Here is a 23,068-nt window from a genome sequence, read left to right as displayed (position 1 = left end):
CTATTGATTTGAATTGTCCCGCCTTTGCATTGCGATATGCTTAATGGCGAGTTCTACATTACCATCCAGTTCGGAAGCAAGCTGCATTACTTCCATTTTTTCGGTTTCTTCTGTCGTGTAGGCGAGGTATTCCTCCAAACTAACTTCGGTGGCATAGACTGCCGAGTGCGTACCACCTAAGCCAATCCAAACCTCTTTGTAAAGTCGGCTTGCATCGTTGTTCATATTGATGGAAAGTACCTGCCCTTTCTCTTTGTCCGTAAGCCCCAACATCGCCTGTATATCATCAAACTTGTTCATATACTTGCGTTGGTCAAGCAGGATTTTACAGTCGGAGTTATTGATGATACTTTCCTTGACAATGGGCGACTGGATAATATCATCGACCTCTTGCGTTACGACAATCGCTTCTCCGAAAAATTTGCGGACGGTCTTAAACAAATACTTGATGTATTCTGCCATTCCTTCTTTGGCTATCGCTTTCCAAGCCTCTTCAATCAGGATGAGCTTACGAATACCTTTCAATCGGCGCATCTTGTTGATGAACACCTCCATAATGATGATGGTCACAATGGGAAAGAGGATTTTGTGGTCTTTAATCGCATCAATCTCAAACACGATAAAGCGTTTGGAAAGCAGGTCTAACTGCTTGTTGGAGTTCAGCAGGTAATCATATTCGCCACCCTTGTAATAGGGTTCGAGTACGTTCAGGAAGTTGGCAATGTCAAAGTCCTTTTCCCTGACCTGCTTTTCTTCCAGTACCTTGCGGTAGTCGCCTTTTACATACTCATAGAAACCGTTGAATGACGGGTAAACGTCTTCCGTTTTGATACGTTCGATATAACCGCTTACCGCATTGGAAAGGGCAACTTCTTCAGAACGGGTTGGCGGCTCATCGTCACGTTTCCATAAGGTCAGTATCAAAGTCTTGATACTTTCCCGCTTCTCAATGTCGAACACGCCATCATCGGTATAGAAAGGGTTAAAGGCAATGGGGTTATCTTCGGTATAAGTGAAGTAAACACCGTCTTCGCCTTTGGTCTTTCCTTTGATGAGTTCGCACAAGCCCTGATAAGAGTTACCCGTATCTACCAACAGTACGTGTGCGCCCTGTTCATAATACTGCCGTACCATATGGTTAGTGAAGAACGATTTACCACTTCCCGATGGACCAAGTATAAACTTGTTCCGGTTCGTAATGATACCACGCTTCATAGGCAGGTCGGAAATATCCAAATGGATAGGTTTTCCTGTAAGCCTGTCAGCCATCTTGATACCGAACGGCGAGGGCGAATTGTGGTAGTTGGTTTCTTCCGTGAAGAAGCACAATGCAGGCTCAATAAAAGTGTAAAAACTTTCCTCACTGGGGAAGTCGCCCGCATTGCCGGGCATACCTGCCCAATACAAAGTGGCTACGTCCGTAGTGTTGTGCCGAGGCTTACACTCCATCAATGCCAATGCACTACCGCAATCATTCTTTAGCTGTTTCAGTTCCGCAGGGTCTTCCGACCACGCTATAATGTTGAAGTGCGCACGGATTGAAGAAAGCCCGAAGCTGTGGGCTTCGTTCAGGTACTTTTCTATCCACTCTTTGTTGATTTGGTTGGCACGGCTGTAACGAGCCAGTGAGTGCATATTCCTTGCGGACTTCTCAAACTTTTGCAGGTTGTCTTCGCTGTTATCCAAAAAAATGTACTGGTTGTAAATGTGGTTGCAGCTTAACAGCAAGCCCACGGGTGCGGCGAATGAAAGGCGGCAGTCGCTACGGTCGGTAGATAGCTTTTCAAAACGGGTATCTGCCGATACCGTTCCGGGCAGGTCGTCCGTATCTGAAAGTGTATGCAGGCTTAACCTTTTGTTACCGATGCGTACTTCTTCGTTTCCGAGTGCGATGTCCTGCATTGGTGTTCCGGCTCCCCTCGATAACGTGAGGTACTGTTCCAGTAATCCCTGTGTATCTTCCGTTCCGATAATGTCCTCTTCGGTCAAACGCCGCAGGCTAACAAAACCGCTATCGTTCACGATACGCTCAAACTGGGCGACCGCCTCCATAAAGCGGTGTATCGTTTCCTTGTTCCTGATTTCCTTTGGTATTAACGTACCTTTGCAAAGCGAACTGAAGTTGCTTTGCATCCGCATTCTTTCCTTTGTGGTCTTCGTCAGGAACAGGTAGCAATAATGGTTCAGGAACGGTCGCTCGTTGAAATGGCGTTGATAGGACTTTGATAAAAAGCTCTGGTCTTCGATTGCCAAATCGGGCGCATAGCTTTCCTTAATGTACCAATCCTGTTTGTGAATGACCGTAAAATCAGGCAGGGTTTTGATAGCCTTGTGCCAGGCGGAGTGTATGGCTTCGTATTCCGCAGAAGCTACCGTGAACAGTTCCGGCAGGCGCACTTCAAAGCAGGCGGTAATGCCCGCATCTTTGGATAAGATGCAGTTGTTCTCTACTGCCAACAATGGAAATTTACTTTCCAGCGTAGTGGTTTTAGATACATTTCTCATAGGGCGTTCTGTTTAGGCGTGAATTTTAAATAGCGGTGTACCGGCTTGCGGCAGATGATGTAGCGGGGATGTCTTTTTCTCGCACCTACTTTCATCAGACCGTATTCGCCGTACTTCCTGTTCAGCGAAAAGGTCTGCCACACAATGAGCGAAGCACCGCCAGCACCGAGCAGCAAGCAGGTGTAAGAGTTCACGCCAGCCATATACAGTATCATCACGAGGATAAGCGTTCCGAGCAGCCCACCAGCGAAAATGAACAGGTATTGTGCTTTCAGCCCCTTGAACTCCACCGTTCTTCCAATGCCTTTATTGATATTGTAATTCATAAGGCAAGGAATTAAAGGAAGAATGAACGCAGGATAGTAGCCGCCACAATCAAGAAGATACACGCCCCAAACCACGAAGCCGCCGTCTTCGATGTATCTGGGTCACCGGAACTGAATTTGTTGTACACCTTAACGCCTCCGATTAACCCCACGACCGCACCGATGGCGTAGATTAATTGGGTAGCAGGGTCGAAGTAGCTTGTTACCATTTGGGTAGCTTCGTTGATACCTGCCGAGCCGTTTCCCTGTGCGAAAGCACCCATTGCCGACAGCATTGCACCTAACGTCAGCAAAATTTTTTTTCTCTGTTTGTCCATAATTGAAACACATTAATTTGTTACTGTTTATCCCGCACCTTGCGAGCTTTCGGGACAAATGTCTTGTGGAAAAAGAGGCGTTATAAGAAAGTGGCAGTCAAAGGAAGTGTTTGGCTGTGAATGGCTGTTATTGAAGTGAAAAAAGCAGTATATTAGCTGTATTTAAAACTTTTAGCTGAGGAACTACAGATAATGCCGAACGACTTAGTAGCATATTCAAGAGCAGGTGATGTATTTCATTACAGGTGGGCAGCCAGACGCTGCTTAGGATTAGTTTATTCTAACGCTTCTCTACGGACTATTGTGATCGAAGGTTCAAAAGAAAACGAGAAAGAAGGCGAGTATGTTATAGACGTCACTGAATATTACGATGAGTTAAATGACAGAAAGCAGATTAAGTATTACCAATTAAAGCACACAACGGTTCAGAAAGATACTCCTTTTGTTTTAAGTGATTTGAAAGATACCATTGAGGGCTTTTCAAAAAGATTTTCCCAACATTTAACAGAGACAAATGCTCCTGTTTTTTCATTTACCATCGTTACCAACAGACCGCTAGAAGATTCTTTCAAACGGAATATAAATTTGTTAGCAAATGATGACCCGGTCAATGATAGGTTTAGAGAAACCATTGAAAAATATACGGGATTTTCTTCTGATGAACTGAGTAAGTTTTGTAAACTTTTGAACTTCCAGGATGGCGAGGGCGATTACAATACTCAAAAAGATGAACTGAGATTAGAAATAGCACAATTGATAGCCGGAACTGTTGATAATGCACAAATTGAAAGTATTGTTGCTCTTGTACAGGAAAGGGTTTTACCGGACTCTAACGGAATAATTTCTCGGGAAGATATTTTAAAACGCTTCGGTATTTCCGCCGAGAGAGACCTGTTTCCGGCTCCTGCCATATGGGAACAGGCAGAAAATATCATTGAGCGGGAACAACACAATGAGCTTGTCAAAAATATTTCAAATTCTTCATATCCTGTCATTGTCCATGCACCGGGCGGTGTTGGCAAATCTGTATTCTGTCGCCAGCTAATACATTCATTACCTTCAGATTCAATAGGTATTGCCTATGATTGTTTTGGAGCGGGGCGATACAGAAATCGTAGCGAACCTCGACATAGACATCGGGATGCTTTGGTTCAAATTGTCAATGAACTTGCCGTAAAAGGTCTATGCGATCCTTTGCTTGTACAGGACACTTCCCAGGATAATGATATTATGAAGAAGTTCTTATGGCGGATTGACGCCGCTGTAAAAACCTTAAAACAAACAAGTGATTCTGCCACCTTATTTATTTTGATTGATGCGGCAGATAATGCAGAAATGGCAGCTCAGGAATACAACCATCCCTGTTTTGCCAACGAATTGCTTCGTGAAAATATACCGGACGGATGTAAGCTGGTTTTATTATGCAGAACAGAACGAATTCAGTTACTAAAACCTAACTCTAAAATTGCTCAGTTTAAATTAGAAGCATTTTCCGAAACTGAATCATTAATAAATTTACGGAAATGGTTCCCTGAAGCTGACGAAAAAGACGGGACGGAATTTCATCGGTTAACCAGTGGCAATCCTCGTGTGCAGGCAAATGCATTAAGTGTTCATGCATCAACCGTTTCTGAATTATTAAGCCGATTAGGTCCTGCGGGAATGACCGTTGAGGAGCAGATTGAACTGCAATTAAACACAGCGATATCAACAATAAAAGATTCCTTGTCGGATTCTTTTCAGGAACAAATACAGGCAATATGTTTAGGGTTGGCAAGCTTACCTCCTCATATTCCAATAGAAATTTTAGCAAAAGCGGCAGGAGTAACAACCGAGACAATTAAAAGCTTTGTAGCAGATATTGGTCGCTCGTTGTGGTTGTCAGACGAATCTGTACAATTCAGAGATGAGCCAACGGAAACGTGGTTTAGAAAAACTTTCTTGGCAAAAAAAGAAAATTTCGAAACCTATATAAACATATTAGAGCCTTTAGCCAATCAGTACACTTATGTGGCCGAGGTTCTGCCGCATCTGTACCTTCAGGCAGAGAAATATAAAAAACTAATCGAAATTGCACTCTCGGACAGTTATTTGCCGGAAGATAATCCAATCGATGCAAGAAATGTACGTGTTTACAGGTTACAGTTTGCTTTTCGTGCAGCACTGAGAGCAAAACAATATAATGATGCCATTAAGATAGCCATGAGAGCTGGCGAGGAAGTGGCTGGAAATCGGCGGCAGCTTGGGCTTTTTCAGAACAATATTGACCTGCTTGTTACTTTACAGGATAAACAAAAGGTTCAGGATATTGCATTTAAACGCTTACTGAGTGGTGCTTGGAATAGTTCAGAGAATGTCTTTACTGCTTCATTACTGTCAGGAATTAATGAATATAAGGGAGAAGCTAGGGGTTACCTAAGAGCTGCTGAAAATTGGCTTGATATATATTACGAAGAGCTTCGAAAAAGTGATGAACGCCAAATACGAAATGAAGTTACGGAAGGAGATATTGTAGAGTTAGCATATACATCTTTCAATATTTACGGCGTAGAAGATTGTATTGATTTCCTAAATCGATTCAAGTCCAAAGCATTTGTTTTCGGTATCATGAAAAACCTAACAAATAGGCTTATAGATATTGGAAATTTTGAAGCTGTTAATAATTTTTTGGAAACTTGTATCAGGCAACCATACTATACAGTAGCTATTGTCAGCGAACTCATAAAAGTTGGGAGATTCCCTGAAAAACAGTTCATTGAAACTTGTTTAAGGCTCTTAACAGGGTCGAAATCCAGGATTAAAAAACCAAAGCACTACTATCATAATGATAATATTACACCAGCTATAGTGTCTTTTATAGAGGCTTGTCTATATAGAAACTTGCCATCTACACAACTGCTAAGGGTATTGAGACATTATATCCCTTTAAAAGCGTCGCAGATGGTATATAGTGCACATCAATCTCAGGAACGTACCTTTTACCTAAAAACACTCGCAATCCGAAACTTATTGGAAGATAAATCGGAAGTAGATATTGATGCTATTTTGCCTCGAAATCTAGCTGACAAAAAGGAAAAAAGTGACTATGATCGGGATAATGAGATTAAAGAATTCAAAGAAATAATCAACGGCTTGTTTCCCTGGTATCTTCTAAGGGTTAGAATATTGAGCCAGCAGGACTTCAATTTTGAAGGTGAAGTAAAAAATGCGAATGAAAAATCACACAAAGCAAGAACCAATAGATATCGCTCTTACGATACTTTACCTAACGAGATTGCTGCACTTCAGTCATCTATTCTAATATTATATGACAAAGGAAATACTGAAGAAGTAAACTGGTTTTATAATACCTACATCAAGAACAATAAAGCTTTGTGGATTCCCGATGAGCTGAATACAGTAAGAGCAGCATTCAGATTACCGCATTTATCCTTAGTAAAACAGGAGCTTGAGCAAAGTGCTTATGAGCGAATAAAAAGTATCACCGAAGATGGCCCTGAAGAAATGGCGGAAAGATATATCGGACTTGCCCGTGCTGTATTGAATACAGCCTCTGATGACGCCAGTGTATATTTTGAAGAGGCCGTAAACATCGTGTCTAAATTTGGCGACGAAATAGTCAGGAGATGGGAAGCTGTTGTATCACTTGCTAAACAAGCATGCAATGGAGATAGTGTCTCTGACGAATTAGCTTATCGTTTTATACGCTGTGCCGAAGTAGTGGGAGAATATGTCTCCCGTGAAAAGTATTGGAACAGAAGCGAAGCGATTGCTGTTTGTGCGAGAATGTCGAGCGGAGAAGGAATATCTGCACTAAGCCGGTGGCGGGATAGAGACATAGGAAGGTTTGAATACCAGTTAGAAGCATTACTGATGGAATTGGTACAATCCGGCAAAATATCGCCTTCAACAGGATGGACGATGTCAAGATTTTTCTCCTATCATCAACTTGAAGAGTTGCTTTCCATCTGCCTGGAAAATGAAGGTAATACAGAAATAAAGCAAAAGATATTTGCAGATGCCATCTATCTGCTCCAAATAGAAGGTACCACCGCCGATTACTGGGAAAAGATGCAGCAAATAGCCTCCCGGCAAAATATCCAGAATGATACATTAGATGGAATATTAGCTTACCATCAAAAGAATAAAAAATTATTGCCGGAGGATAAAGAAGATAAAACTCTTCAAAACACAAATCGAACTGATGATAATGTACATTGGGAAGATGTCTTTGGAGCTCTGGATATTCTCAACAATGAACAGTTTGAAAAATGCCTTCTTGCTTTTAATGCAATATCCGATAAGCGTTTCTACAGGGACATTGAAAGCTTTTGGAACGAAGTGATACAAAGATTGAATGAAAAGGATCTCTGGAAATTTATTGATATATTACTCTTATCAAGAGTAAATCGTTATGAACTCAAATCTTTTTTCAAATTGCTTCCAGAAGAATGGAAAAATAAGGTCAGCTTCAAGAAAAACTGGCCTGTTTTAGCAAAGCAATTAGGAAGGAAGTATGCACAAGAACTGATAAGCCTGTATTCTTTTCAATATTTTGTTCAGGATTTTAATCTTAGTGAAAGTGAAATAGATAAACTAAAAGAAGGAATATTTGAAGGGCTGTCAAGCGGGTACGAATTTTCTGACGCAGAAATGTTTTTTGGGTTTGTAAGTATTGCTACTTCAATAATCGACCCTGTAAAGGTAACGGACTTACTTGATTTTACACTATCAAGATTTGAATTACATATTGAGAAAGATTTTGGTGATGGCGAATGGGATAAATGGTTATTTACATCTAAGAATGTCAACAAAAATATAGCGGGTTTCATTTGGTCTGCTCTTGGATCCCCTCGCTCATCAGAACGATGGAATGCAGCACATACGGTAAGTGCATTAGCCCAATTCAACTGTACGGGTATCATTGATGAACTGATTAACTGGATGCAGCATGACAAAGTGGATGCCTTTGGTAGCTGTCAATTTCCGTTTTATAATCTTCATGCCCGATTATATTTATTAATTGCTTTAGTAAGAGTTTCTCTTGATAAACCCGAGTTGTTGGTTCAATATAAAGACATATTCGTTCATTATGCCTTTGGTGAACCTCACATCCTTATTCAAAAGTTTTCAGCAGAAATATCGGTCAATCTCTCCACTTCTTTGGACGATATATATGATGACGAAACACTGAATAAACTAAAAGCTGTTGGTAAAAGCAATATGCCGGTAGTGGAAATGGATTACAATGATACAGTAGATAGTTATTGGCACATTAACGGACTAGTTAATACTGAATATGATTTTCATTTCGGATGGGATTTTGACAGGTACTGGTTTGAACCGTTGGGCGATGTATTTGGTGTACCGGGGAAACAAGTAGAAGATATAGCTGCTAATGTCATTATTGAAGAATGGGGTATAAAAGAGAAAAACGGTTATAACAATGATCCGAGAATATCGATATGGAATAGATATTCGAATGAAAGAGAAACTTGGCATGACCATGGAAGTTACCCAAGAACAGATAATCTTGACTTCTATTTGTCTTACCATTCCATGATGGTAGCAGCAGCAAAGTTTCTCGAAAAAATGCCTGTAGTATCAAAAAGAGATTGGTATGATAATGAGTGGGACGAGTGGATCTCAGGTCATTTATTAACGTGTGCTGATGGAAAATGGTTAATAGACTATCGTGATCCAGTGCCATTAAAGAGACCAGAATGGCTTTCTAAAAGTAAGGATGATAACTGGAAATCGGAAATTCCGGAAAAGAGTTTTTATGAAGCATTACTAACAGACGATGACAGCGGAGAACAATGGCTTAATGTACGGGGAGGATGGGAAGAAAAAGATAGCGAAAGAACCGAAAGTTTTTCAATTGCCTCTGCATTGGTTTCTAAAGGCACTTCCGGCGCACTAATGATAGCACTGGAAACCTGCAGTGATCCTCATGACTACAAACTTCCTAATTATAAAGAGGGGGATATGGAAATAGAATCAGGTTCTTTTGAGCTTAAGGGGTGGATTAAGGATGAATCTGTTTCCAAAAGATTAGACGAATATGATCCCTATGCTGATAATGTAGACTATCCTCCTTTTGTAATAGGAGATGATATTGTGGACAGGTTAAGTTTGTCTGTAGATGGTAACGGGAAAATTTGGTATTCACCCAAGTCATCATATCCAGCCTTGAAATGCGCAATATGGAGCAGTCACAGAGACGACAGAGATGAAAATCCAAATCAGGCCGGTAAACGGTTAAAAGCGTCATTACAATTTTTAAAACACATGTGTTCAACTCTTAATTGTGACCTGATATTGGAAGTTGGAATAAAAAGGGAAATTAATTATAAATACCGGAGCCGGGAAGATAAATACGAATATTCGAAACCTATACATAAACTATTTATACTGTCATCAGATGGAGAACTTAGAACTACAGGAAAAAATCATAAACTTGGGTAAACTCTTCGTGAAAGAGCTTAAATTAGAACCAGGCGTTGATACCTTCTCACGCTGGATGGCTCATTATCTTGCAGAAAAAATATCTGTTGCTGAACAATCAGAAGGGAATGAAAAAGAGGCAGCAGAAAAAGAGTGTTTTGATGTAATATTAATGTTATGGCAACACCGGCATTCTCTTCCATCTGGAAGAAGACCTTTCCAAAGTTTCGAGCCTATCCTGGATACATTGTCTAAGCTAAATCCTGACAAAGAGGAACCTTATTTTTATAATGCTTTACGCAATCAAGACCTGGCGGAATTAGAAACAGACAATTTAAATCATAAATCTGTAGAAGAATGGATGGATATTGCTAACGAAATTGACAAGACAGCCAGGATTTGGATAGAATATGCATTAGGCCAAGCCGCTAATAATGCAAAAAATGAGAGAACAAAGCAGTGGATTGAAAATGCTGTAAACCTATCTGATAATGCTGATACAAGCATCATTAATGTTTTATTAGATAATAACCCTTCTTTTGATATTGAAGATTATGATAAAGATGATTATTCAAAACAATATGATATTGAGAGGTTAAAAAAGAGGATTACTCAGCTTCAGAAATATTCACAGCTTAATGAGACTTTATTAAAAGTCTATGAAACTGACCTTAAAAAATTGTCGAATAATATCTAAATCTGAGAATGTAAACACGAGAAAGAACCCTCACACAAACTCCCCAATGTCAAAGTTTTCAAAATCATTTTTCCGCAAATTGGAAGAACCGGCTTCTGTTTCAGTAGAGAGTGTGCTGTCCAAAAGCTCGGCAATTTTTCGGGAAGCACCCTCAATGGAATTTTCCAGCAGGCTGAATAATTCGGTTCCCTGTAATCTTTGAACTATGGCTACCGTTGTTTCCTTTTGGTCTGTTTCCAGTTTTTCTTTTTGGAGCAACACCCCCACGGAGTTTAGTTCTTCAAAGGTAACCCCTTGGGCAAAACCGTCATCGCCACCGGATGTTCCGTACCTGTTCCATTCTTCTTCCTCTTCCTCAAAATCAGGCATATTACTGAAAACTTCGTCCAGCTCTTCCTGCGGAACCTGAATACCTACGTCTTCATTTTCGTCGTATTCGATGTCTAAATTAGCGGGGTTTATCTCTGGTTCCTGAATTTGGCGTTCATTGGCAGTGTTTGGCTGCGAAAGTCGCATTACAGGTTTGGGCTGCCCCATAATATCGGGCAGGTTCGGATTGACTTTTTCCTGTTTTGGCTTTTGCTCCGACCGTTTCTTAATTACAATCTTGTCCTGCAAAAGCAGGGCTATGACTATCAGCAGGCATATCACGATTAGTATTTCCATAGCTACAAAATGGGTTTAAAACGTTCGTTGAAATAATTTGTAATATCATCGCCAAACTCCCTGAAGTGGTGTTCAAGGATATTGTCAATGTAGGAATAGAGGGTTGTTTTTTCCTCCCTTGTCAATTGTACAATGCGGAGCAACCGTTCGTGGTATTCCGGACGAATGTAAACGACCTTGCCACTACGACCGGATGGGAACCGATTGACCAGAAATGTTTCCTCGTAGTCCGCTTTTTTTGATGAACTGCTTCGGGGTTTCTCTTTAGGTTTGGGCTTCGTTTCCTTTGGTGATTCCGGTTGCTGATTGTTTTTAGTCAAAGCAACTGGCTCATCGCCACTGATGATGTTCATCAAATAATCCTCATCAACATCAGGCTTTTTAAAATCGTTATTCTTATTTTCAGTACTCATAGTTCATCACTTTTATAGCTGCGTGATTTTTAAAAATTCCTCGATAAACAAATCCATTTTTGTGGCTTTCAGCAATTGTGTTTCGGCGGGCAGCAAGCTGGATCTAAATACATAGTTTTCGGTATCGTCTGTTTCTTTTCGGAAACGCTTGCTGTCCATTATTCTTGTTTCCATTATGGGTAGGCTGAGTTGTTTGATAACACTTTGATAAGCCTCATACAAGCCTGTTTTTTCCCTTCCGTCCACTTGGTTCCAGAACAGCCATAACTCTTGCTCATCATTACCCTCAATGGTTTTCGGGAGTTCAAGAAAGGCTTTGGTAAAGCCCAATGTACTTTCCACGACCAAACGGTCGGCGGTTATGGGCGAAAAGATAAAATCCATCATTTTCAAAGTGGTTAGTACCCCTTTGGTATTGGCGGTTCCGGGCAGATCAAAGAAAATAACATCCGGTACAATAGCCGATTGGCTTACATATTCCGATGCTTTTTCTAAAGCATATTCGGCTTTGCTTTTGATAATCGGATATGCCTTTTTGTTAATGGTTTGAAACTGCTTCATTGCCGCCTTTTTATGATATTCATTTTGCATTAAGGTCTTCTTATCCCGTTCACGCATATTGGTCAGGCTATGCTGCGGAAAGTCGCAATCCAATACCAAGACGTTAAAACCTAACCGGTAGTGGAGCACACTTGCCAGCAAGGTGGTCATTGTCGATTTTCCTACACCGCCCTTTTGCGTGGAGAAGCTGATTTTTAAGGTTTTTTTCTTTGTTTCCATTATTTAAAAATTTATTGTTACACGTTTTACTTGCTTTGCAGGTTTGAATATTCCTGCTTTTGAATATTACATTGTTCCCATTTTTCTGCATTGTTTGTCAGGAATACGCCTGTATATTTTTTTGCTTTTCTTACAGCCTTGTTGGATATGTTTTTTGGTAAATGGTAAACTTCTCAAATGGCAAAATGCTTTACCGCTTTTATGCTTTTACACTTTTATAGTTTTACGTTTTTAAAACTTTATGCTTTTATTCCAAACTACCTGCACACTAATCCTGATTTCTTCCCTGTTTTAATACATTTTTTACTCCCTGCTCTAAAACAATATGGCAAATAAAGTGAATGAAAGACCTGCTGATTGAAGTGTGGCACTGTTTGGCGTTCAAAGGCAGTGTTTGTCCGGGTATTGCATTGCAATACTCTTGTAAGCAGGTCTTTACTTTGTGTGATGAATTATATTAACGGATTTATGCAAAGGCATCTTGACAAAATGGACACGAAACAGGACGGCATCGGGCCGTTTTTCCCTGTTACATTTAATCCGTCACGAAGTGCGGATTTTTGTGTTCACCGGAACACGGCAAGTTGTGTTTTGAGCATCTCGGAATGATTTCCGATGCTCAAAACAACTTGCCCTTTGCAGGGGGCAGAAAACACCTTCCAAAGTCAGGGTTTTGTATGGATTTTAAAATGGATTAGTGATGAACGATAACAACAAAAAGCAATTGAAAAAGACCGGACGTCGCCCCAAAGAAGACCCGGCGACCATCCGCTATACGATTTCCTTTAACGAGCAGGAACACGCCCATTTTCTTGCCCTGTTTGATAAATCAGGTATGCAGGTAAAGGCTCATTTCATAACGTCCTGCATCTTTGACAAGACCATAAAAACCATTCAGATTGACAAGGGAACGGTTGATTTTTATATGCGGCTGACCTCTTTTCACAGCCAGTTCCGCTCCATAGGTGTAAACTATAACCAGATTGTAAAGCTGTTGTACAAGAATTTTTCGGAGAAAAAAGCCGCAGCGTTCCTGTACAAATTGGAAAAACAAACGGCTGAAATGGCGATGCTATGCCAAAAAATCATTCAGATAACCGAAGAATTTGAAGCAAAGAACCTGAAAAAATAGCAGTACAGATGATAGCAAAGATTGGCAGAAGCGGGAATTTATACGGTGCATTGGCGTACAATCAGCTCAAAGTAGAGAATGAAAACGGGAAAATTCTGTTCGCAAATAAGATAATCGAAACGCCAACTGGAGCATATACTGTTGCACAATTAGCACAATCTTTTGCACCTTACCTGATTGCCAACCGCAATACGGAAAAGCATACGTTGCATATTTCGCTCAATCCCGACCCGAAAGATAAGGTTAGCGATGACAGGTTTCGGCAAATGGCGGAAGAATATATGCGGGAAATGGGCTACGGCGAACAGCCTTTTGTGGTATTCAAACATACCGATATCGACCGCAGCCATATACACATTGTATCGGTTTGCGTGGACGAGCAGGGCAAAAAGATTTCGGACAAATTCGAGAAAATGCGGTCTATGAATGTGTGCCGTGAACTGGAAAGACAACATGGCTTGATACCCGCAACCGATAAAGAACACAAGCAGAACGACAAGATTTTCCGTCCGGTAGATTATCGGGCAGGCGATGTGAAAAGCCAAATCGCTTCGGTTGTCCGCCACCTACCGAATTATTATAAGTTTCAGACTTTGGGCGAATACAATGCCTTGCTTTCCCTGTTTAATGTTACCACCGAAAAAGTGGAGGGCGAATTGCAGGGAAAAATGCGGCAAGGCTTATTATATATTCCTTTAAACGAGAAAGGCGAAAGAGCCGGGCATCCGTTCAAGGCTTCGTTGTTTGGTAAAAATGCAGGGCTTCCGGCTTTGGAACTGCATTTTGCAAAATGCAAAGAGGATTTAAAAGACCACCCAAGTAAGCAGACCCTAAAAGCTGCAATTTCTATTGCTCTGAAATCCACAAATGATGAGCAGGCTTTTAAAAAGCAGTTGAGTGAACAGGGCATTAATGTAGTGGTCCGCCGGAACGATACAGGTCGTATTTATGGTATCACTTTCATAGACCACAATTCAAAGGCGGTTTGGAACGGTTCACGCTTAGCAAAGGAACTTTCTGCCAATACCTTTAATGATTATTGGAACAATAATATCAAACCGGAGATTAAAGAACCTGTCGTACAACTTCCAAAAACATCCACATCAAATGATGCAGATCTTCCTGCGGAAGAACCTCATCACTTGTTCGACTTCCTGAATACTACTGAAAAACACGAAGACGGTTTGATTGAGGCATTTGGCGGTTTGTTACCCGAAGCACAGGGCGATGATTACGAGGAACAGGATTTTGCTAACAAAATGAAGAAGAAAAAAAAAAGAAGACTGTAAGAGGTCAGATTTTGGAATTAAAAATCTGTTTTTAAAAAGATTTATTGAGCTGTCACTTTATAATTCTGAAAGAATTTGAGTTGTATTTAAGTAATTGCTTAAATAAACAAATTGACTATCTTTGTGCTATGGACAATAATTCTTGCATACGACAACAAGCAGACATTAAACAAATAAACCGCTGTAAAGACCGAGTTTCAGAACTCAACGGTTCTTTTGACTATTTATCGAACGGACTTGAATTAGCGGGAAACAATGTAAGACTGAAAATACTCTTTCTACTTTATGAAGAAAAACGACTTTGTGTTTGTGATATAAGTGATATTCTTGGTATGACAATTTCAGCGGTTTCACAACACTTGAGAAAACTCAAAGACAGAAAACTTATTGAAACCGAACGAGAAGCACAAACCATTTTTTACTCGTTGACAAAAGAGTATGAAAAAATGCTGAAACCGTTTTTCAAAATACTTGACGAAAACAAAATATTAGAAACATTATGAAAACAGACAAATATGACATTTTATGGAGGAAAGAGAGAACCATAATAGTTTTTTATCTATTAACAAGTTTATATGTCTTTTTAAAAGAGATAAAAAGTAATTGGGGAAATGGTATAGGATTACAAATCCTAAACTATTCATAGTTCGGAATGCGCTGCTCTAACATCCCGAACAGCGAGGATTTATATGCGTTGCTCATTTTTTTTGTATTGCAATTATGTGTTTGTTTGGTATGATGAAGTCAGAGACTTCAGGATGCCGCTCACAAGTTTACTTCGTAAAACTTGCGAGAGCGGTTCCCGTAGCTCAGCTGGATAGAGCAACTGCCTTCTAAGCAGTAGGTCTTTGGATCGAATCCAAACGGAATCACCAAACGGGACAAACTCCTTTCATAGTGAGTTTGTCCCGTTTTCTTTTCCACGAATCGCCCTGTATATCTAAGAATCATTGCGAACATAGCATCTAATTCGGGTGTTCTAACTTCATTATTTTGAAAAGAGAATTTTCCAGTAAAAATCGAGCCCAGTATTTCCTTTTTTCCTGTAACCCACTGTTTTTATACCATTCGAGAACATTTGAAAGGAAAGATATTTTTTTCTCCAATTCATCCGTCCATTTAAATACTAAAGCAATGGATTCATCTTTTTCTTTAAATTTGAAAGAAATATATGTACACTGCAAAACTCATCACTCACAGAGGTCAAAAACGCATTGCCGTTTCTTTTGAAAAGAAAAAGGAACTGATTGCCCGTTTTAGAAAATTAGACGGTGCAAAATGGAGCAGCACGCTCAAAGTGTGGCATTTGCCCGACAAGGAAGAATACCGTCTAAAATTTAAACTTCCGCTCGAAAAAAGGTTGTCAGCCGAAACAGAACAACAAATAGAAAATTTTGTAAAATGGTTGCGTAGCAAACGATACAGCGAAAGCACCATAAAAACTTATGTTGATGCTATTCGGGTTTTTCTAAAATTCTTTTCTGAAAAAGCGTTATACGATATTGAAAATAACGACATCATCATTTTCAACAACGAGTATATTTTGAAAAACAAACTGTCGGCTTCGTACCAAAACCAAATGGTAAATGCCGTAAAATTGTTTTTTCAAACGGTGCAAAACAGAAAGTTAAACATTGAACAAATACACCGCCCCAAAAAGCCCAAAACCTTACCCAATGTTTTGAGCAAAGAAGAAATAAAAGTCATTTTAGAAGCACACGGCAACATAAAACACAGAGCAATGCTGAGTTTGATTTACGCTTGTGGACTACGAAGAAGCGAACTTTTGAATTTAAAACCGACCGATATAGACAGCAAACGTGGAATTTTATTGATAAAACAAGCCAAAGGCAAGAAAGACCGCATTGCACCTATTTCGGAAAAAATAATAGAACTTTTGAGACAATATTACAAAGCGTACAAACCAACAGTTTGGTTATTTGAAGGACAACAAAAAGGCGAACAATACACTGCCGAAAGCCTGCAAAGTGTATTGAAACAAGCCTTGCAAAAATCAAACATTAAAAAGCCTGTAAGTTTGCATTGGTTGCGACACAGCTACGCTACGCACTTATTGGAAAGTGGAACGGACTTGCGTTTTATTCAAGAACTTTTAGGACACAACAGTAGTAAAACCACCGAAATTTATACCCACGTAAGCACTAAAAGTTTGCAAAATATCAAAAGTCCGTTTGATGATTTGTGATAAAAAAACTACACCAAGCCAGCCATTTATGGAATATTTGCGTATTTTTGTCGCATATATAAATGAGTTGTTAGCAATCCGCTGCGCTCCTTGCTAACAATGGCTCGGCGACTTACGTCGCTTGCCGTAAGCCGCCGCTTCGCGGACTGCTTACAACAAGCGACTTGGCTAAATAGCTCCGCTTTTGTATCTTCGATACAGCTTCGCTACTTCGCCAAGTCGCCGAGCCATTATGTGCCATTTTTGAATGACAATGCGAATAGATACAGACAAACAAATGAATTTACTTAGTGATAAGAACGTTGCAATAATTGGTGGTGGACCCGTTGGACTGACTATGGCAAAATTATTACAGCAAAACGGCATAGACGTTTCAGTTTACGAGAGAGACAAAGACCAAGATGCAAGGATTTTTGGTGGAACCCTTGACCTACACAAAGGTTCAGGTCAGGAAGCAATGAAAAAAGCGGGATTGTTACAAACTTATTATGACTTAGCCTTACCAATGGGTGTAAATATTGCTGATGAAAAAGGCAATATTTTATCCACAAAAAATGTAAGACCCGAAAATCGTTTTGACAATCCTGAAATAAACAGAAATGACTTAAGGACTATCCTATTAAATAGTTTACAAAATGATACCGTCATTTGGGATAGAAAACTTGTTACCCTTGAACCTGATAAGGAGAAGTGGATACTAACTTTTGAGGATAAATCGAGTGAAACAGCAGATCTGGTTATTATTGCCAATGGTGGAATGTCTAAAGTAAGAAAATTTGTTACCGACACGGAAGTTGAAGAAACAGGTACTTTCAATATACAAGCCGATATTCATCAACCGGAGGTGAACTGTCCTGGATTTTTTCAGCTTTGCAATGGAAACCGGCTAATGGCTGCTCATCAAGGTAATTTATTATTTGCGAATCCTAATAATAATGGTGCATTGCATTTTGGAATAAGTTTTAAAACACCTGATGAATGGAAAAGCAAAACGCGGGTAGATTTTCAAGACAGAAATAGTGTCGTTGATTTTCTCCTGAAAAAATTTTCCGATTGGGACGAACGCTACAAAGAACTGATTCGTTTGACATCATCTTTTGTAGGGTTAGCGACACGAATATTTCCCTTAGATAAGTCTTGGAAAAGTAAGCGTCCATTACCCATAACGATGATTGGAGATGCTGCTCATTTGATGCCTCCTTTTGCAGGACAAGGCGTAAACAGTGGGTTGATGGATGCCTTGATATTGTCGGATAATCTGACCAATGGGAAATTTAACAGCATTGAAGAGGCTATTGAAAATTATGAACAGCAAATGTTTGCTTATGGAAGAGAAGCACAAGAAGAATCAACTCAAAACGAAATTGAAATGTTTAAACCCGACTTTACGTTTCAGCAATTGTTAAATGTATAAAATGGAATAAAACGGCACATAACAAACAAATTGGCAATAGAGCCGGTGAAGTACTTCTATTGAACTTTTGTGCAATGTTGAAGATTAGTAATTCTATTCAACATTTGTGCTAAAAGTCGGCTCCATCGCCAATTTGCCAACCGTTGTACGACATAGTAAAACCGAACCAAACAAAATGAAAGTCAGAGAAGAAAAGTTAAGAACAATTATAGAATGGTCGGAGAAAAACGAAGATGTAAGAGTTCTTCTTCTGACAAGTTCACTTGTAAATCCTTTAGCACTTGTTGACGAATTTAGTGATTTAGACATTGAATTTGTTTTTGAGGATAATACAAATTACATTTCAGACAAAAGCTGGACGCTTAAATTCGGAAATCCAATTGCTATGATTGAAGAAGACGAAAGTTGTTTTAACCATAAACACGCAATGAAAATGCTACTTTATGAAGACGGTGTGAAAGTAGATTTTAAACTTTACAGCAAATCAAAATTTATAAAGGAAACGCAAGAGAAAGAATTACCAGAAGATTGGGATATTGGTTATAAAATTTTAATTGATAAAGATGGTATTACAAAGCAAATGCTGAAACCAACTTATCAAATTTCCATTATCAAAAAACCGTCTGAAAAAGAGTTTCAAAATCTAATAAACGATTTTTGGTGGGACACAACTTACGTGGCAAAGTGTCTTGTGAGAGATGAAATATTCTATGCGAAATTTATGTCGGAAACCGTTATTCGCACAGAATATTTAATTCCTTTAATTGAATGGCACATTGCAAGTGAACACAATTGGAACATAACGACCAATAAATATGGACGACTTTTCAAAAAGTATCTTAACCAGGAAATGTGGGCTAAAACAGAACAAACATTTTCAGGGAGCAATATAAAGGAAAATTGGACTGCTCTATTTTCAATGACTGATTTAGTTTCAGAAATAGGAACTGAATTGTCAAAAAAATTAGAGTACAAATACCCGGATAAATTAGAAAATGACATACGAAAATATTTAGCTGGACTAAAACCCAAAACATAACTACGTCGTACAACATCGTATTGGCAATAGGCGGGCTGAACGGCTTCGTATCAACGGAAGTGCAAAATTCAACTTCTGTTCTTCGATTAAAGTTCAGTGCTAAAAATCCCGCCCATCGCCAATACGCGGCACGTTATGCGGGCATTGTAAAGGACTATCTCTAAAAAAGAAAACTGAGAAATGTATGAACTTAGAATTGCAAATACTACAATCTGACAATATTAAAGAGTTCAAGGACTTAATAGTTATTTTTGAAAATGTATTTGAAATGAAAAATTTCAATTTGCCAAGTGAATTGCACTTACAGAAACTATTAAACCAAGAAACCTTTTATGTAGTTACGGCTAGGGCAAACAACAAAGTTATAGGTGGGCTGACAGTTTATGTGCTTGACCAGTACTATTCAGATAAACCATTAGCCTATATATATGACCTTGCAGTATTGACGAATTACCAAAGAAAAGGCGTGGGGCGAAAGTTAATAGCGTTTACAAATCAATATTTCAAAGAAAAGGGATTTGAAGAAGTTTTTGTGCAAGCAGATGAAGTTGACAATTATGCTCTTGATTTCTACCGTCTTACAAATCCGACAGAAGAAGAGAAAGTGCGACATTTCTATTACAAATTAACTCTTGACAGTGAAAAGTAAACAAGAACAACGACCCGCTAACACGGGTTTTGCGTCAGGCGGGGTGACGTATCACTTGGAGCTTTGTGCTTCTATTCAAGTTCAGTGCAGGTTGACAGTTTTGTGCTCCGAAACCCGCCCGAACGCAAAGCCCGAAAACGTTATGCGGCAGCTTAAAAGACGACACCAAACCAGAAAAATCATCTTGACAACCACCCGACTTTGAACTACGAAGGATGAAATTTTTCAGGGACAACTTCCAGCATTTCCAAAAAACAGTTTACCCATTGACTTGGCGACAAACAAACAATTTGAACATTCAGGTTTATTCCGAACTTTTCCGAAATCGACCTGACCTGACTTTTTCTGAAAATAGACTTCAAAGCTGTTTTGACAGTTAAATCAGGCTTTCGTAAAAGACAGGAAATAAACGCTAAATATTTGGCTTTAAGCTCAACATCAAAAGAAGACTGTTTTCTTTTAATGCGTAACAAAGCCGACTTGACAGTTGGCGGTGGCAAGAAACTTTCAGGACCTACCTCATAGACAAGTTTCAAATCAAAAAAAGTATGATAGAAAACGGTATATGGATTGTAAAGCTTCCTCGAAAATAACTTTTGTGTAGGTTCTAACTGAAGGATAATGGAACCTCCCAGAAAATTTCCAAGACTCTCAAACATCAGGATTTTGAAAATATCGGAAGTAATGCCATAAGGAATATTTGACACCACTTTGAAAGGAAATTTCGGAACTGCAAAATTCCTAAAATCACAACCGACAACTTGAACATTTCGGGCATCAGAAAATAATTTTCGTAAATGTTCAACCAAAGCTGTGTCGTTTTCAATAGCAACAACATTGTTGGCGATTTTTAATAAATGAACAGTAAGAAACCCCTTGCCTGCCCCAATATCTAAAACCGTATCCTGATTACTTATATTTGCTTGTCTTATTGCATCTTTTATTAGCACTTTATCAATAGTAAAGTGCTGACCCGTAAAACGAACGGGCAATTTCTTTTTTGTCATTAGTAACTTATTTTAAATTAAAAATTAACGTACCAAATAGCAACCGTCTCAAAAAGACGATTTAATAATTTACTTTAATTTTTAATTACCAAGGCTTGCTGAAATACATAAAATGTGAATTATTTGAATACAAAGATACTAAAAATTCCTTCACATAACATCGCATTGGCAAAATGGCAGGTTAAGTGCTAAATTGAAAGTTTCTGCATTTTATTCCGCCGAATGTGTTCCACATTCGCTTTTTATTTGTAAGTTAGCTCTGTGGAAACACATCGGCTACGTTCTCGCTAAATTGAACTTTTTGTCCAATTTATCCGCCACTTCGCCAATGCGTTTCCCGTTGGGCGCAATTAAATGGCGCGTTAAATAAATAGCCCGGCCGAGAAATATAAAAACAAAAGACGAGCGGCACAGTTTAGGGAAACAATAATCCGCGAATTAAATTAAAAAGATATGAAATAAAACCACAGACAAAACAGAATAGAAAAGGCAATTAAAGTGAAAAAACATATGAAATTAAAAAAGCCTACAATACTAGGTGTAGTAAACATTACTGAAGACAGCTTTTCAGATGGCGGCCTTTATTTAAATTATGATAAAGCTATAGAGAAATCACTTCAACTTGTTAAGGATGGCGCTGACATAATTGATGTAGGAGCCGCTTCCAGTAATCCTGAATCAAAAGAAGTAAAGCCTCATGAGGAAATAATCCGTTTAAATGATGTCATCGACAAATTGCATTCTCAAAATATTTCAGTTTCTGTTGATTCATTCAAACCCGAAGTTCAAAAATATTTTTTAAAAAAGAATGTCCACTATTTAAATGACATTCAAGGGTTTCCATACGCAGAATTATATCCTGAATTGGCAGAATCTAATTGCAAACTCATTGTTATGCATTCCATACAGCGGCTTGGGAAAGCCCAAGTAATCGAAACTGTTCCCGAAAATATATTTAATGGAATAATTGATTTCTTTTCGCAACGAATAAATTCACTTCAAAATTCAGGCGTTTCATCCGAAAGAATTATTTTAGACCCAGGGATGGGTTTCTTCTTAGGCTCTAACCCAGAAACGTCAATATATGTTTTGAAAAATATTTTTCGATTAAAAGAATACTTTAAATTACCAATTCTTGTTTCGGTTTCTCGGAAATCTTTTTTAGGAACTATTGTTGGGCGAGGAGTCAACGAGCGAACGCCAGCGACCCTGGCTGCTGAAATTTATATAAGCTATATGGGTGTGGATTACATCCGTACGCATGATGTAAGAGCTTTAAGTGACGCATTAAAAGTGCTTGGGATGTTAAATTGCTAATTTGTAATTGACAACCATTTCAAGATGGATTACGGTTTTATTATGCTGATCTATAACTTGGGAATACTAAGTTCTTAAAGGCGAAAAATAAGGTCTCTTGGTTTTGATGGAATAGATTGGGGTAATTGAAAATAAAGAGAATCAACCAACTCCCCTTAATGAGTGCCGCTCAATGCAAATAGAGAAGAGAATCGGCCGGGAAAAGAAACGCTGTGGTTACGCGCCATTTAACAGCGCCCAACAGGCAATAAAACTTCGTTCCCTTCGGTCACTACGCCCTTCGGGCAAATTGCCTTCGGCAACTTGTTTTATCGCCGGCCCGTTAGTGGCAAGGCTATGACGACACAACCCGACAGACAAATCGGGTTCTTTTTGATGTTTCGTATTTTAGTAGTTACTTAAATAAGCAAATTGACTACCTTTGTACTATGGACAACAATTCTTGCATACGACAACAAGCGGACATTAAACAAATAAATCGCTGTAAAGACAGAGTTTCAGAACTCAACGGCTCATTTGACTATTTATCAAACGGACTTGAATTGGCAGGAAACAACGTAAGACTGAAAATTCTCTTTCTGATCTATGAAGAAAAACGACTTTGTGTTTGTGATATAAGCGATATTCTTGGTATGACAATTTCAGCGGTTTCACAACACTTGCGAAAACTCAAAGACAGAAAACTCATTGAAACAGAAAGAGAAGCTCAAACCATTTTTTACTCATTAACAAAAGAGTATGAAAAAATGCTGAAACCGTTTTTCAAAATACTTGACGAAAACAAAATTTTGGAAACATTATGAAAACAGACAACAAACTAATTGGAGCAGGACTTTTAACAGCAATTGCAGCTTCATTGTGTTG

At 39.0% G+C, this 23,068-nt stretch carries 18 protein-coding genes and 1 tRNA gene; 12 read left to right on the top strand and 7 right to left on the bottom strand.

The features are described 5' to 3' along the window. Genes BLW20_RS01685 through BLW20_RS01675 form a run of 3 tightly spaced genes read right to left on the bottom strand, consistent with a single transcriptional unit; the run spans position 1 to position 3,148 of the window. Positions 1 to 2,505, bottom strand: a complete 2,505-nt coding sequence (locus BLW20_RS01685) for a TraG family conjugative transposon ATPase (protein WP_091095682.1) — start codon at positions 2,503 to 2,505, stop codon at positions 1 to 3. Continuing rightward, positions 2,502 to 2,831 (bottom strand): DUF4133 domain-containing protein, encoded by a 330-nt coding sequence (locus tag BLW20_RS01680; protein WP_053327174.1) that lies wholly within the window; start codon positions 2,829 to 2,831, stop codon positions 2,502 to 2,504. Before BLW20_RS01680 ends, BLW20_RS01685 begins: the two co-directional genes overlap by 4 nt. An 11-nt stretch (positions 2,832 to 2,842) precedes the next feature. Further along, on the bottom strand, positions 2,843 to 3,148 hold the full coding sequence (locus tag BLW20_RS01675) for a DUF4134 domain-containing protein (protein WP_091095680.1): 306 nt from the start codon (positions 3,146 to 3,148) through the stop codon (positions 2,843 to 2,845). 192 nt (positions 3,149 to 3,340) lie between these two features. On the opposite strand from BLW20_RS01675, the gene BLW20_RS01670 reads away from it, so the two are divergent. Together BLW20_RS01670 and BLW20_RS01665 are read left to right on the top strand one after the other, a co-directional pair. Further along, positions 3,341 to 9,616, top strand: a complete 6,276-nt coding sequence (locus BLW20_RS01670; RefSeq protein WP_091095677.1) for a P-loop domain-containing protein — start codon at positions 3,341 to 3,343, stop codon at positions 9,614 to 9,616. After that, entirely contained in the window at positions 9,573 to 10,292 is a 720-nt protein-coding gene (locus BLW20_RS01665) for a hypothetical protein (RefSeq protein ID WP_091095675.1), read from the top strand. The genes BLW20_RS01670 and BLW20_RS01665 overlap by 44 nt, the downstream gene beginning before the upstream one ends. A gap of 30 nt (positions 10,293 to 10,322) precedes the next feature. Here BLW20_RS01665 and BLW20_RS01660 read toward each other — a convergent pair whose 3' ends face one another. Genes BLW20_RS01660 through BLW20_RS01650 form a run of 3 tightly spaced genes read right to left on the bottom strand, consistent with a single transcriptional unit; the run spans position 10,323 to position 12,151 of the window. Then, positions 10,323 to 10,958 carry a conjugal transfer protein TraD gene (locus tag BLW20_RS01660; RefSeq protein ID WP_091095673.1) on the bottom strand — a complete coding sequence of 212 codons (636 nt, stop codon included), beginning with the start codon at positions 10,956 to 10,958 and terminating at the stop codon, positions 10,323 to 10,325. Between the two features lie 2 nt (positions 10,959 to 10,960). Then, positions 10,961 to 11,371 (bottom strand): DUF3408 domain-containing protein, encoded by a 411-nt coding sequence (locus BLW20_RS01655; RefSeq protein WP_091095671.1) that lies wholly within the window; start codon positions 11,369 to 11,371, stop codon positions 10,961 to 10,963. A gap of 12 nt (positions 11,372 to 11,383) precedes the next feature. Continuing rightward, positions 11,384 to 12,151, bottom strand: a complete 768-nt coding sequence (locus BLW20_RS01650) for a ParA family protein (protein WP_091095669.1) — start codon at positions 12,149 to 12,151, stop codon at positions 11,384 to 11,386. Between the two features lie 700 nt (positions 12,152 to 12,851). Between BLW20_RS01650 and mobA the strand changes: the two genes are divergently transcribed. From mobA to BLW20_RS01610, 8 genes are all read left to right on the top strand, one after another. After that, positions 12,852 to 13,283: a conjugal transfer protein MobA gene (mobA, locus tag BLW20_RS01645; protein WP_084019006.1), complete on the top strand. Its 432-nt coding sequence runs from the start codon at positions 12,852 to 12,854 to the stop codon at positions 13,281 to 13,283. A gap of 8 nt (positions 13,284 to 13,291) precedes the next feature. Beyond that, positions 13,292 to 14,572 carry a conjugal transfer protein MobB gene (gene mobB, locus BLW20_RS01640; protein WP_065719249.1) on the top strand — a complete coding sequence of 427 codons (1,281 nt, stop codon included), beginning with the start codon at positions 13,292 to 13,294 and terminating at the stop codon, positions 14,570 to 14,572. Positions 14,573 to 14,700: 128 nt separating this feature from the next. Then, the gene (locus tag BLW20_RS01635) at positions 14,701 to 15,075 is read left to right on the top strand and encodes an ArsR/SmtB family transcription factor (protein ID WP_026728957.1); all 375 of its coding nucleotides are present in this window, start codon (positions 14,701 to 14,703) and stop codon (positions 15,073 to 15,075) included. A gap of 294 nt (positions 15,076 to 15,369) precedes the next feature. Further along, positions 15,370 to 15,447, top strand: a tRNA-Arg gene (locus BLW20_RS01630). Positions 15,448 to 15,743: 296 nt separating this feature from the next. Beyond that, complete coding sequence (xerA, locus tag BLW20_RS01625) at positions 15,744 to 16,778, top strand: site-specific tyrosine recombinase/integron integrase (RefSeq protein ID WP_091095667.1); 1,035 nt, start codon at positions 15,744 to 15,746, stop codon at positions 16,776 to 16,778. Positions 16,779 to 17,025: 247 nt separating this feature from the next. Then, the gene (gene tet(X) / locus BLW20_RS01620) at positions 17,026 to 18,192 is read left to right on the top strand and encodes a tetracycline-inactivating monooxygenase Tet(X) (protein ID WP_091095665.1); all 1,167 of its coding nucleotides are present in this window, start codon (positions 17,026 to 17,028) and stop codon (positions 18,190 to 18,192) included. A gap of 175 nt (positions 18,193 to 18,367) precedes the next feature. Beyond that, on the top strand, positions 18,368 to 19,231 hold the full coding sequence (locus BLW20_RS01615) for an AadS family aminoglycoside 6-adenylyltransferase (RefSeq protein ID WP_010257826.1): 864 nt from the start codon (positions 18,368 to 18,370) through the stop codon (positions 19,229 to 19,231). Positions 19,232 to 19,415: 184 nt separating this feature from the next. Next, a complete protein-coding gene (locus BLW20_RS01610) occupies positions 19,416 to 19,880 on the top strand; it encodes a GNAT family N-acetyltransferase (RefSeq protein ID WP_024568394.1) in 465 nt (154 codons plus the stop codon). 206 nt (positions 19,881 to 20,086) lie between these two features. Here BLW20_RS01610 and erm(F) read toward each other — a convergent pair whose 3' ends face one another. Beyond that, positions 20,087 to 20,887 (bottom strand): 23S rRNA (adenine(2058)-N(6))-methyltransferase Erm(F), encoded by an 801-nt coding sequence (erm(F), locus tag BLW20_RS01605; protein WP_091095664.1) that lies wholly within the window; start codon positions 20,885 to 20,887, stop codon positions 20,087 to 20,089. A 510-nt stretch (positions 20,888 to 21,397) separates the two neighbouring features. Here erm(F) and folP point away from each other — a divergent pair. Both folP and BLW20_RS01595 read left to right on the top strand, forming a co-directional pair. Continuing rightward, entirely contained in the window at positions 21,398 to 22,204 is an 807-nt protein-coding gene (gene folP / locus BLW20_RS01600) for a dihydropteroate synthase (RefSeq protein ID WP_091095662.1), read from the top strand. A 428-nt stretch (positions 22,205 to 22,632) separates the two neighbouring features. Beyond that, on the top strand, positions 22,633 to 23,007 hold the full coding sequence (locus BLW20_RS01595) for an ArsR/SmtB family transcription factor (RefSeq protein ID WP_087941489.1): 375 nt from the start codon (positions 22,633 to 22,635) through the stop codon (positions 23,005 to 23,007). Positions 23,008 to 23,068: the final 61 nt, after the last annotated feature.

This window comes from Paenimyroides marinum (genome assembly GCF_900108395.1).
Taxonomy (GTDB): domain Bacteria; phylum Bacteroidota; class Bacteroidia; order Flavobacteriales; family Flavobacteriaceae; genus Flavobacterium; species Flavobacterium marinum.
Note: the sequence above shows the minus strand (reverse complement) of the source record. Positions and strands in the feature narration are given on the sequence as shown.

Bases quoted from the DNA above. Each gene is read 5' to 3' on its own strand.
- BLW20_RS01665 (WP_091095675.1), top strand. From the start codon at position 9,573: ATGGAGAACTTAGAACTACAGGAAAAAATCATAAACTTGGGTAAACTC.
- xerA (WP_091095667.1), top strand. From the start codon at position 15,744: ATGTACACTGCAAAACTCATCACTCACAGAGGTCAAAAACGCATTGCC.
- BLW20_RS01595 (WP_087941489.1), top strand. From the start codon at position 22,633: ATGGACAACAATTCTTGCATACGACAACAAGCGGACATTAAACAAATA.
- BLW20_RS01670 (WP_091095677.1), top strand. From the start codon at position 3,341: ATGCCGAACGACTTAGTAGCATATTCAAGAGCAGGTGATGTATTTCAT.
- BLW20_RS01650 (WP_091095669.1), bottom strand. From the start codon at position 12,151: ATGGAAACAAAGAAAAAAACCTTAAAAATCAGCTTCTCCACGCAAAAG.
- BLW20_RS01635 (WP_026728957.1), top strand. From the start codon at position 14,701: ATGGACAATAATTCTTGCATACGACAACAAGCAGACATTAAACAAATA.
- BLW20_RS01660 (WP_091095673.1), bottom strand. From the start codon at position 10,958: ATGGAAATACTAATCGTGATATGCCTGCTGATAGTCATAGCCCTGCTT.
- BLW20_RS01615 (WP_010257826.1), top strand. From the start codon at position 18,368: ATGAAAGTCAGAGAAGAAAAGTTAAGAACAATTATAGAATGGTCGGAG.
- BLW20_RS01680 (WP_053327174.1), bottom strand. From the start codon at position 2,831: ATGAATTACAATATCAATAAAGGCATTGGAAGAACGGTGGAGTTCAAG.
- mobA (WP_084019006.1), top strand. From the start codon at position 12,852: ATGAACGATAACAACAAAAAGCAATTGAAAAAGACCGGACGTCGCCCC.
- mobB (WP_065719249.1), top strand. From the start codon at position 13,292: ATGATAGCAAAGATTGGCAGAAGCGGGAATTTATACGGTGCATTGGCG.
- BLW20_RS01675 (WP_091095680.1), bottom strand. From the start codon at position 3,148: ATGGACAAACAGAGAAAAAAAATTTTGCTGACGTTAGGTGCAATGCTG.
- folP (WP_091095662.1), top strand. From the start codon at position 21,398: ATGAAATTAAAAAAGCCTACAATACTAGGTGTAGTAAACATTACTGAA.
- BLW20_RS01655 (WP_091095671.1), bottom strand. From the start codon at position 11,371: ATGAGTACTGAAAATAAGAATAACGATTTTAAAAAGCCTGATGTTGAT.
- BLW20_RS01685 (WP_091095682.1), bottom strand. From the start codon at position 2,505: ATGAGAAATGTATCTAAAACCACTACGCTGGAAAGTAAATTTCCATTG.
- BLW20_RS01610 (WP_024568394.1), top strand. From the start codon at position 19,416: ATGAACTTAGAATTGCAAATACTACAATCTGACAATATTAAAGAGTTC.